This window comes from Pseudoalteromonas porphyrae, assembly GCF_001298125.1.
Taxonomy (GTDB): Bacteria; Pseudomonadota; Gammaproteobacteria; order Enterobacterales; family Alteromonadaceae; genus Pseudoalteromonas; species Pseudoalteromonas neustonica.
This window is the reverse complement of sequence record NZ_LHPH01000023.1, coordinates 14571-26122: the sequence shown is the minus strand read 5'-3', so window position 1 is coordinate 26122 and position 11552 is coordinate 14571. Positions and strand designations below refer to the sequence as shown.

The 11552-nt window shown below is 40.7% G+C and carries 9 protein-coding genes; 3 read left to right on the top strand and 6 right to left on the bottom strand.

Annotated features, from left to right (window positions below; genetic code table 11):
• Nucleotides 1–147: 147 nt before the first annotated feature.
• On the top strand, nt 148–1599 hold the full coding sequence (locus ADS77_RS16875; RefSeq protein WP_054455463.1) for a serine hydrolase domain-containing protein: 1452 nt from the start codon (nt 148–150) through the stop codon (nt 1597–1599).
• Nucleotides 1600–1665: 66 nt separating this feature from the next.
• Here ADS77_RS16875 and ADS77_RS16870 read toward each other — a convergent pair whose 3' ends face one another.
• Nucleotides 1666–2604: a LysR family transcriptional regulator gene (locus tag ADS77_RS16870; RefSeq protein ID WP_054206238.1), complete on the bottom strand. Its 939-nt coding sequence runs from the start codon at nt 2602–2604 to the stop codon at nt 1666–1668.
• 120 nt (nt 2605–2724) lie between these two features.
• On the opposite strand from ADS77_RS16870, the gene ADS77_RS16865 reads away from it, so the two are divergent.
• Nucleotides 2725–3015 carry a putative quinol monooxygenase gene (locus tag ADS77_RS16865; RefSeq protein ID WP_054455462.1) on the top strand — a complete coding sequence of 97 codons (291 nt, stop codon included), beginning with the start codon at nt 2725–2727 and terminating at the stop codon, nt 3013–3015.
• 42 nt (nt 3016–3057) lie between these two features.
• Nucleotides 3058–3714, top strand: coding sequence for a nitroreductase family protein (locus tag ADS77_RS16860; RefSeq protein ID WP_054206236.1), 657 nt, complete (start codon nt 3058–3060; stop codon nt 3712–3714).
• A gap of 504 nt (nt 3715–4218) precedes the next feature.
• Here the strand turns inward: ADS77_RS16860 and ADS77_RS16855 are convergent.
• The 5 genes from ADS77_RS16855 to dapB form a co-directional block, all read right to left on the bottom strand.
• Nucleotides 4219–5265 (bottom strand): S66 peptidase family protein, encoded by a 1047-nt coding sequence (locus ADS77_RS16855; protein WP_054455460.1) that lies wholly within the window; start codon nt 5263–5265, stop codon nt 4219–4221.
• Between the two features lie 140 nt (nt 5266–5405).
• On the bottom strand, nt 5406–5882 hold the full coding sequence (gene greA / locus ADS77_RS16850) for a transcription elongation factor GreA (RefSeq protein WP_054206233.1): 477 nt from the start codon (nt 5880–5882) through the stop codon (nt 5406–5408).
• Between the two features lie 48 nt (nt 5883–5930).
• Nucleotides 5931–9149, bottom strand: a complete 3219-nt coding sequence (gene carB / locus ADS77_RS16845) for a carbamoyl-phosphate synthase large subunit (protein ID WP_054206232.1) — start codon at nt 9147–9149, stop codon at nt 5931–5933.
• A gap of 16 nt (nt 9150–9165) precedes the next feature.
• The gene (gene carA / locus ADS77_RS16840; RefSeq protein ID WP_054206231.1) at nt 9166–10302 is read right to left on the bottom strand and encodes a glutamine-hydrolyzing carbamoyl-phosphate synthase small subunit; all 1137 of its coding nucleotides are present in this window, start codon (nt 10300–10302) and stop codon (nt 9166–9168) included.
• Nucleotides 10303–10509: 207 nt separating this feature from the next.
• A complete protein-coding gene (gene dapB / locus ADS77_RS16835; protein WP_054455458.1) occupies nt 10510–11307 on the bottom strand; it encodes a 4-hydroxy-tetrahydrodipicolinate reductase in 798 nt (265 codons plus the stop codon).
• Nucleotides 11308–11552 lie beyond the last annotated feature (245 nt).

Here is an 11552-nt window from a genome sequence, read left to right as displayed (position 1 = left end):
CACTGTTTACAGTGCGGGCTTTTTTATATTAATAATCACAACAACCGTGCATTTAGTACATAAAATCAACATTATAATTATTTACTTAGCACACAATCCACGCTACAAATAGACGATAAAACGAACTAAAAACAAATAAGGACGCACATGCTATCAAAACAACTCGTGTTACTTTACTCTTTTTTAATAGTATCCCTCGCATTATTCTCTGGTGCTGCAAACGCCAATAATCAACAGCAAAAAATGGATTCTTTTATCCAAAAATACCATGACTTAAAACAGTTTAACGGCAATATTTTAGTGGCAAAACAAGGCAAAGTGATTTTTGAAAAAAGCTATGGTTATGCCAATTTTGAATGGGATATTAAACATACACCCAATACAAAATTTCGTATTGGCTCAATCACTAAGCAATTCACCGCAATGCTGACTTTACAACTAGTACAAGATGGTAAAATAGAGCTAGACAAACCCATCGCTACTTATTTACCCGATTACCGGCCAGACACCGCGCAGCAAATTACCGTCAGGCAATTACTTAACCACACCTCTGGGCTTACTAATTACACTCAAGCTAACAACTTTCGCCAGAACTATAGCCGTAATCCGTATAGCGTAGATGAGTTCATTAAACTGCTATGCAGTGATGATTTACTCTTCGAACCCGGCAGTAAATTTCGCTACAGTAACTCAGGGTACTTTTTATTGGGCGCAATTATTGAAAAAGCATCAGGCAAAACGTATCAACAACTTTTGCAAACAAATATTTTAACGCCTCTTGGTATGAGCGACAGTGGTTATGATTCAAGTAGTAATATCATCAAATATCGCGCTAGTGGCTACAACAATAACTTAGATGGTTATACTAATACTGCTTATTTGGATATGTCGATCCCCTATGCGGCAGGCTCTATGTACTCGACTGCTCGTGATTTAGTTAAGTGGGATCAAGCACTTTACACAAATAAACTGCTCAATAATGAGCTAAAAAGTCAAATGTACACCACCTCAACACAACGTAATTACGCACTGGGTTGGGAAGTAAATCAATTAAAGACTCAAAAGTATGGCAAGCCACTAACTCAAATCCAACACGGAGGGGGGATTAATGGTTTTAATGCATTTATTAGTCGTATTGCTGAGGAGCAATTATTGGTGGTTATTTTAAATAATACTGGCGGAGCGCCATTAACTCCGATGGCCGAAGGATTATTAAATATTTATTATGACAAACCCTATAAAATCGCCACAGAAAATGTTGATAGCCAACTATATAATGCTTTACTAGCTGGGGGAGTTGCAGGACTGAAAAGTAAGTATAGTGAGCTAAAAGAGCAAAATAACCCGCTTCGAGAAAGAACCATCAACTACTTTGGTTATGAATTAATGACAATGAAAAAACTTGATGCCGCCATTGCAATCTTTGAACTCAATGCAGCGCAATACCCTGACTCTGCGAACACGCATGACAGTTTAGGAGAAGCTTATTTAACTGCAAATAAGCCAACACTCGCATTAAGGAGCTATCAAACTGCACTTGCATTGAACCCTGAGAGTGAAAGTGCAAAAAAAGCCATCAAACAACTGCTATTAAAATAAACGAAAAAAGAAACTGCCGATAAATTTATTATCCAAAGATCACGTAATTAGGGTGTACTTGTTGCTTTAGTTTACCAATACACTGGTGTCAAGTATCCCCTTCTCAACAAGCTGTTTTAGTGTTTCGTGTGCTTTTTGTCTGCATACATCACGCAACAACCGCACTGCGGGCGTAATTGATTGCCGACTTGGGCAAATTAGCCACAGCTCGCCGCAGGTATGTTGATAATCAGGCATAACTGTAACGACCCTGTCATTAAGCAGGTCATCTGCAATATCCAGCGCCGATTTTACAGCAAGTCCTTTACCGCCAACACACCAACGCCTAACTAAATCACCATCGTTTGAAGCTCGCCTTCCCTGCATTTTTACTTTGTATTTATTTTCGCCATCGGTAAATTCCCAAACATTATTGATAATGTCTTGTAGCTGATAAAACAGTCCTTGATGCTGTTCAAGATCATCGGGATGTATGGGGTTAGTGTGCTCAGCAAGATACTCTTTGGTTGCACACAATAAACGCGGCACCGTACAAATTTTAAATCCATACACGTTAGCATCATTAGGCGAGCCATAGCGAAGCGCTATATCAACTGAATCACGATAAAAATCTATGTTACTGTCACTTATGTGAGTACGTAAACTCACTTTAGGATAGTTGTCCATTATTTCATCTATCCAAGGGATCACTAAATTTCGACCAAGATCAGATGACAATGCAACCCTCAGCTCGCCTTCAATTTCATCGTGTTCACCTTTAATGTTTTGCTTTGCCTGCTCAAGTATTGTCAGCGCTTGCTCACACTGCACAATGTACCGCTCGCCTGCACTTGAAAGCCTTAGGTGACGTGTAGTACGTACAAATAATTCACAGCCTAATGCTGATTCTACTCGTTTAATTGCTGCACTGGCAGTGGCTGTACGCATATCTAGTTTTGCTGCGGCGCGCGTAATACTTCTAAACTCCGCTACTTTCAAAATCAGTTTTAAATCTTCAATCTGCATATTATCTATTTTTATTTGATAATGATTCAATCATTATGGTGTTTATCTAAAGCAAAGCAAGGATTACTATGCATGTATAGAATAAACCTAGCTTAGATACATTCATTCGTAGGAGTTAAAGTGGCACAACTGACCATTGTGGCAAATATTATTGCCAAACCTGAACACATTGATTTAGTAAAAGTGCAATTAATAAAGCTTATTGAAACAACACGCGCTGAGCAAGGCTGTATCAATTACGACTTACATCAAAATAATGATAGCCCCGCTCATTTTATGTTTTATGGAAACTGGCAAACCCGCCAATTATGGCAAGCACATATGAACAACCAACACCTTCAAGACTATGTTGAAGCTGTTGATGGTGCAATTGAGTCATTTACACTTAATGAAATGACGATTATTAAGTAATCAAGGTTTAGCTAATTTAAACTATTCGCTACAGGAAAAAATATGACACACCCAATTATTAATGACTTAAATACTCGTTACACAACAAAAAAATACGATGCAACCAAACGTGTTGCTGCTGACGATTTAGCCGTATTATATGAAGCAATGCGCCTATCACCTTCATCTATCAATTCGCAGCCGTGGAAATTTATTGTGATTGAATCAGATCATGCTAAACAACGTATGCATGACACTTTTGAAAACAAATTTCAGTTTAATCAGCCGCATGTTAAAACAGCCTCGCATATTATTTTATTTGCCCACAACCCTAAATACAGCCGTGAAGATTACGCCAGAGTTATTGATGCGGATATTAAAAATGGTCGTACACCAGCAGAGAACCGTGAACAAGCATTTGGCGCTTACGCATTTGTTGACCTTAACACCGATGAAAATGGCAATAACGAAGCATGGACAAAAGCGCAAACATATATTGCACTGGGTAACACAATGCATACCGCGGCGCGCTTAGGGATTGACTCAACACCAATGGAAGGCGTAGATCCACATCTTATTAGCCAAATATTTGCAGATGAACTCGACGGATACATTTGTGATGTTGCACTTGCTATTGGCTATCATGAAACGGTAACCGACTATAATGCTAAATTACCAAAATCACGTTTGGGCCAAGAGCACGTGATCAGCATTTTATAACTTACAAATATGCATCGCTATAATTCCAAAATTAAATGCACAAAAATACAACGTTGAGTTAGTGGAACAAATGTCGGATTCAAAATAATTAACCTCCGCGCTACTACAGTATGGTTAATAGATTCTACATACGTTAAATGAAAGAGTGGCTTATTTCCCTAATAAGTCACTTATTATCCGAATTTAGGCCTCATTAAATTAAGCATAAAACAGTTAATACCAAACAGCGAAGATATGGGGTCTATTTAATGACAAGAAAATTGCGCTATAACTAGGCAAAAATTTTTATATCTAGTTGTTCTAAATAAAAAATTTTTAACGACGTTATAGCGTGATTTAATTCGTTAAATTGTTCAAATATTTAGCTGATTGGTATAATACAAATCTTAGAGCTGCGCGAGGTAAACTCCCGCCTACGATACAGATACATGCATAAAGATCTAAACCTGCCGTAGGCGGGGCTTTATGCCGCGCATGTTTTACTAATATTCACAAAAGAAGGTACTACTCTAAATACGTTATTATTTTAGCGTTTTTAACGAGTGTGTTTTCAAGCCTTGCACTGATCTTCACTTTTGCTCCATTAACTAAACATAAATTGGGCGCTACATGACCAATATCTGCATCTATTATTACTGGAAATAAACGATCACTGAGTGCAAGTTCCAGCGCTTGGTAATAATCAATATCTTGCTCTTTTGTACTTATAACCGCACTTCGACCAATAATTAAGCCATTAATAAGACCAAATATATCATTTAGCTTAAGTGAAATAATAAACCTTAATACAGCTGCCGGCTGAAGCTCTGCATTTTCTAGATACAAGACCAAACCATGCGGCGCGAACTGCTTTTTAAATTCATGTAGTGATAAAAAAGGTGACGTAAGCAATAAACCTAATGTATCCAAACAGCCACCAAATAGTCGCCCAGAAAGCTCAACATCACGGTTGTCTTTTACATTGAGACAACGCCATTGGCTAGGCTTTGACAGTGAAAATAACGCATCCGGTGATTGTGCATAATTAATTGCATCACCTTGATAAAAGGCCGCAGGGGTTTGAGTAAACTCATTGCCCGCTTCAAGCTCAAGCGTTTTAAATACTTGTAAGCAATGAGTATCTTGTTCGTCTGGATGTAATTGCATTAAATTTGTACAGTGCAATGTGGCCCAACCGCATTTCGCTGTTATTACACAAGCAAGTGTACTTATATCAGAGAACCCAACCAGCCATTTAGGGCGAGACTTTTTAATCACATTAAAATCAAGGTGTGGAAGTATTTCCATAGCAAGCTCACCACCCCAAGGTGGCATAATTGCGGCAATGCTATCATCAGTCAAAAAAGTCATTAACTCATCTGCACGTTGCTTTGCAGAGCAATTTTTTTGCCTTAAACACTCCCCTTCTATTACTTCGTAGCCGCGCAGTGTTAAACCATTCAATACAATATCAAGGCGTTTATGGAAAGGGCTTTCTACACCAGAAGAAAACGCACAGATTGCAATTTTATCGCCACTTTGTAATGCTGTAGGGAAAATAACCTTTTCCATAAAAAACCTAAAGTATAAGAAACAATTACTTCTAACGTACCTAGTTTATTAATAAATGTCGAGGTTAGCATAGGCATAAAAAAACCGATGCTTATTGCTAAGCATCGGTTTTTAATAAAACGTGAAAGTCAGTAAAGTAATTAAACGTACTCAACCTCAAGGATTTCGTATTCCACGTCGCCTTTCGGGGTTTTAATGATCACAGCATCATCAGCTTGTTTACCAATTAAACCACGGGCAATCGGTGAATTTACCGAAATACGGTTATCTTTAATACTCGCTTCATCATCACCAACTATTTGGTATTTAACTTCAGCGTCAGTATCAACATTAACGATTGTTACTGTCGTACCAAAAATAACTTTACCTGTATTTGGTAACTTAGTTACATCAATGATTTGTACATTTGAAAGCTTTGCTTCAATCTCTTGAATACGGCCTTCACAAAAACCCTGCTGTTCACGCGCTGCGTGATATTCAGCGTTTTCTTTTAAGTCACCATGTTCACGTGCCACTGCAATATCAGCAACAATTTTTGGACGGGTAACTGTTTTTAATTCGTTAAGTTCTTTGCGCATTAAATCTGCGCCACGAACTGTCATCGGAATTGTCTGCATACTTTTCTCACTTAATCCCAAGGCCGATTAAGGCCTTGGCACATTTCCTTAGTTCAATCGCTGGTGTAGTTCTTGAACTGACGTCACTTTGCTGCGGTCGTCTGCTTGGTTAGCAGTACAGTTAGCAAATGCCGCATTCAAGGTCGTAGTATAGTTAGTCTTGTGTTGCAATGCACCACGACGTAACACCTTCGAATCTTCGATCGCTTGGCGACCTTCGGTAGTATTAACGATATAGCTATACTCGCCATTTTTGATTCTATCAAGAATATGCGGGCGACCTTCAAATACTTTATTTACACGGCGTACCGCAATACCAGCATCTTCAAGTGCAGCAGCTGTTCCACCGGTTGCATCTAGTTCAAAACCAAGATCTGTCATGGTTTTAGCTAGCTCTACAATACGTGGTTTATCGCTATTACGCACAGATAGTAACGCGCGACCACCGCGTGGTAAAGTATTGCTTGCACCTAATTGCGCTTTTGCAAAAGCTTCAGCGAACGTATCGCCTACACCCATCACTTCACCAGTAGAACGCATTTCAGGGCCACGGATTGGATCCACGCCTTGGAACTTAGCAAATGGTAATACCACTTCTTTTACACTGTAGTAAGGTGGAATAACTTCTTTAGTAATACCTTGGCTTGCTAAAGATTGACCTGCCATACAACGCGCCGCTACTTTAGCAAGTGCAACCCCCGTCGCTTTAGAAACAAACGGTACTGTACGTGCTGCACGTGGGTTAACTTCGATTAAATATACTTTGTCTTCTTTTACAGCAAACTGTGTATTCATCAAGCCAACTACACCAAGCTCAAGTGCCATATCAGTCACTTGCTTGCGCATTACGTCTTGTACTTCTTGTGATAACGAATGTGCTGGTAATGAACAGGCTGAGTCACCTGAGTGAACACCGGCCTGCTCAATGTGTTCCATGATGCCGCCGATAATCACTTGCTCGCCGTCGCAAATTGCGTCAACGTCAACTTCAATCGCATTATCTAAGAAACGGTCAAGCAATACTGGCGCTTCATTTGATGCTTGTACAGCTTCGGTCATATAACGACGTAAGTCTTGCTCGTCATACACGATTTCCATCGCACGGCCACCAAGTACATACGAAGGACGTACTACTAATGGAAAACCAATTTCAGCTGATTTTAAAATCGCTTCTTCTGTTGAAGTCACTGTTGCATTTTCAGGCTGAAGAAGGTTTAAACGCTCAACTAATTGTTGGAAACGCTCTCGGTCTTCTGCACGGTCAATCGCATCTGGCGAAGTACCAATTACTGGCACACCGTTCGCTTCAAGTTCACGAGCAAGTTTAAGTGGCGTTTGACCACCGTATTGCACGATTACACCAACTGGCTTTTCAACACGTACGATTTCTAGCACGTCTTCAAGGGTAATTGGTTCAAAGTATAAACGGTCTGAAGTATCGTAGTCGGTAGAAACCGTTTCAGGGTTACAGTTAACCATGATAGTCTCAAAACCATCTTCACGTAATGCAAGCGCTGCGTGAACACAACAGTAATCAAACTCGATACCTTGGCCTATACGGTTAGGACCGCCACCAATAACCATGATTTTATCACGATCAGTTGGGTTCGCTTCACACTCTTCATCGTACGTTGAATACATGTAAGCGGTATCAGAGCTAAATTCAGCAGCACACGTATCAACGCGCTTGTATACTGGCAAGATGTTTAATAAATGACGCTTCTTACGAATCTCAGCTTCAGATACACCGGCAATTTCAGCAATTCGCGGGTCAGCAAAACCTTTACGCTTTAACTTACGTAGGAAGTCAGCATTTAAACCAGCCATACCTACATCGCTAATTTTTGCTTCGTCTTTTAAAATGTCTTCAATTTGTACTAAGAACCAGCGGTTAACTTTAGTCAATTCGTAAACATCTTCAACACTCATACCATGACGCATTGCATCGGCGATGTACCAAATACGCTCTGCACCTGGTTCACGTAGTTCACGGATGATTTTTTCTTTCGCTTTAGGGTCATCAAGTGCCACAATTGGGTTAAAACCCGTTGCGCCTACTTCAAGACCGCGTAATGCTTTTTGTAACGACTCTTGTTGGTTACGACCAATCGCCATTACTTCGCCTACAGATTTCATTTGCGTCGTTAAACGATCGTTTGCACCGGCAAATTTTTCAAAGTTAAAGCGAGGAATTTTTGTTACGACGTAATCAATCGATGGTTCAAATGACGCAGGTGTTTTACCACCTGTAATATCATTTTGTAATTCATCAAGCGTGTAGCCAATCGCAAGCTTAGCCGCGATTTTAGCAATCGGGAAACCTGTTGCTTTTGACGCGAGTGCAGATGAGCGTGATACACGAGGATTCATCTCGATGATAACCATACGGCCATCTTCAGGATTAATACCAAACTGTACGTTTGAACCACCTGTTTCAACACCAATTTCACGAAGAACCGCCATAGAAGCGTTACGCATTAATTGGTATTCTTTATCGGTTAATGTTTGTGCTGGTGCAACAGTGATCGAGTCACCTGTATGCACGCCCATAGGGTCAAAGTTTTCAATGGTACACACGATAATACAGTTGTCGTTTTTATCGCGAACAACTTCTGTTTCGTATTCTTTCCAACCAATGAGTGATTCATCAATCAGTAATTCGTTAGTTGGCGAAAGGTCTAAACCGCGCTCACAAATTTCTTCAAACTCTTCTAAGTTATACGCTACACCGCCGCCGGTGCCGCCCATAGTGAAAGAAGGTCGAATAATACACGGTAAGCCAATACGCTTGATGATGTCTTTTGCTTCATCCATTGAATGAGCGATTTCAGCACGTGGGCATTCTAAGCCGATGCTTTTCATTGCCACATCAAAACGTTCGCGGTTTTCTGCTTTGTCGATTGCATCAGCCGTTGCGCCAATTAGCTCAACACCGTGTTTAGCTAAAACACCATGTTTGTCTAATTCTAGTGCACAGTTTAATGCTGTTTGGCCACCCATAGTAGGCAGTACTGCATCAGGCTTTTCTTTTTCAATAATTTTTTCTACAACTTCCCAGTGAATTGGCTCGATGTACGTCGCATCAGCCATATCAGGATCAGTCATAATTGTTGCAGGGTTTGAGTTAACTAAAATAACTCGATAGCCTTCTTCTCTGAGTGCTTTACACGCTTGAGCACCAGAGTAGTCAAATTCACAGGCTTGGCCGATTACAATCGGGCCAGCGCCTAGGATAAGAATGCTTTTTATGTCGGTACGTTTTGGCATTGTTACTCCGGTCTAATTAGTTGTTACGCGCTTGCATCAAATCGATGAAGTGGTCAAATAATGGGGCTGCATCGTGTGGGCCTGGGCTTGCTTCTGGGTGACCTTGGAAGCTAAACGCTGGTTTATCGGTGCGATGGATACCTTGCAACGTACCGTCAAATAACGACTTATGCGTAGCACGAAGGTTATCTGGTAACGTTGTTTCATCAGCAGCAAAACCATGATTTTGCGCTGTGATCATCACAACACCACGGTCTAAGTCTTTCACTGGGTGGTTACCACCGTGATGACCAAACTTCATTTTCACTGTTTTTGCACCCGAGGCAAGAGCTAGCAATTGGTGACCTAAACAGATACCAAAAATAGGTGTTTCAGTTTCTAAGAAGGTTTTAATTGCATCGATGGCATATGTACACGGTTCTGGATCGCCCGGGCCATTCGATAAGAAGATACCATCTGGGTTTAGTGCTAACACGTCAGCTGCCGAGGTTTGTGCAGGTACAACGGTTAATTTACAACCACGATCTACAAGCATACGTAAAATATTACGCTTTACACCGAAGTCATAAGCAACAACATGAAACTTTTCATCGGCTGCGTTTAGAGTTTTGAACCCTTCGCCTAATGTCCAGCTTGATTCACGCCACTCAAAGTTTTCCTTGGTTGAGACTACTTTCGCTAAATCCATACCTTTTAAGCCTGGGAAGGCTTGCGCAGCTGCGAGCGCTTGGTTTTCGTCTACTTCGTCACCGGCAACAATACAACCGTTTTGAGCGCCTTTATCGCGCAAAATACGAGTCAGTTTACGGGTGTCGATATCTGCAATACCTAAGATATTACGTTCTTTTAAATAATCATCTAACGATTGCTCGTTACGAAAATTACTTGCTAGCAGTGGCAAATCACGGATCACAAGGCCTTTAGCCCAAATGTGACTCGCTTCTTCGTCTTCGCTGTTAGTACCCGTATTACCGATATGTGGGTACGTCAAAGTTACGATTTGTTCCGCGTATGAAGGGTCAGTCAGAATTTCCTGATAACCAGTCATAGACGTATTGAATACTACTTCACCGACAGACATGCCGTCGGCGCCGATTGCAGTACCGCGAAACACTGTGCCGTCTTCTAGAACTAACAGAGCGGATTTAGTCAAGTTAACCTCCTAACAGTAAAAAACGGGCGTAAAGTCATTTGCTTTACTACCCGTTTATAGCGATTGGAAACACGCAATTATGAATTTTTGGCAAATTAGCGCTATTTTATAGCAATTTGGCTTTTAGGTCTAACCCTATTTCAATAATTAGCAGAAATAAGCCTTATTAGCTAAAAAAGCCACCAAACACCCAAAAATGCAACTAAACTACTTCAAGTCAAGCACATCTTGCATATCATAAAGTCCTACAGGCTTATTTTTCAACCAGCCTGCAGCTCTTACTGCGCCTAATGCAAAGGTCATTCGCGAACTGGCTTTATGAGTTAATTCAAGCCTTTCGCCAGAAGTTGCGAAATATGCGGTATGTTCACCAACTATATCCCCCCCTCTAAGCACCGAATAACCAATTTCATTTTGCGATTTTTCTTTTTCTACTTGGCTACGATCAAATACCGCAACATCATCATGTACCCAGCCTTTTGCCTCTGCAATGGCTTCTCCAATGGCTAACGCAGTGCCCGATGGGGCATCGATTTTATGGCGATGATGCGCTTCAAATATTTCAATGTCTAAATCGTCACCAAATTTAGTGGCGGCAGTTTGTACTAAGTTAAGCAGTAAATTCACACCTACGCTATAGTTGCGCGCAAATACGATCGGGATATGCTGTGCTGCCGCTTGTAAGGTTTGCATGTCATTATCATTTAAACCGGTAGTACCAATAACCATTGGGATTTTTTGCTTGATGGCCGTCTTTAAGTGCTCACGCATACCGGCAGGCAATGTGAAGTCAATCAGCACATCAATGTCTTCAACATTACGCTCATCACTAAAGTCCATAGCAACTGGCGCTGCACTATTTAACTGATTAACCGCTAAATTAAGTAAGGGCGAACTACTACGGACATAGGCTGCGCCAAGCTCTGCATTATTATTTTTATGTGCGGCTTCGACTAATGCCAGCCCCATTCTTCCATTTGCGCCAAATACGCCGATTCGATTCATGTTATTAACCTATGCATGTTTGAGTTCGCTAGATTTTATCTAAAACTCGTGTAATAGTCAGGTAACCCTTTAAAATAATAATAACAGATACCCATAGACTTTAGCCATCTATACATTTAAACTTCCTTCTTTGCGCCGATTTGGTCTTTGGCTTGCGGGCGCTGTTGAGGTACTTATCTTTTTTGATGAGACAAACAACTAAATTCAGCTAAAAGAGGGAAGTTTTGGCTGTTGTAATGAGTTAT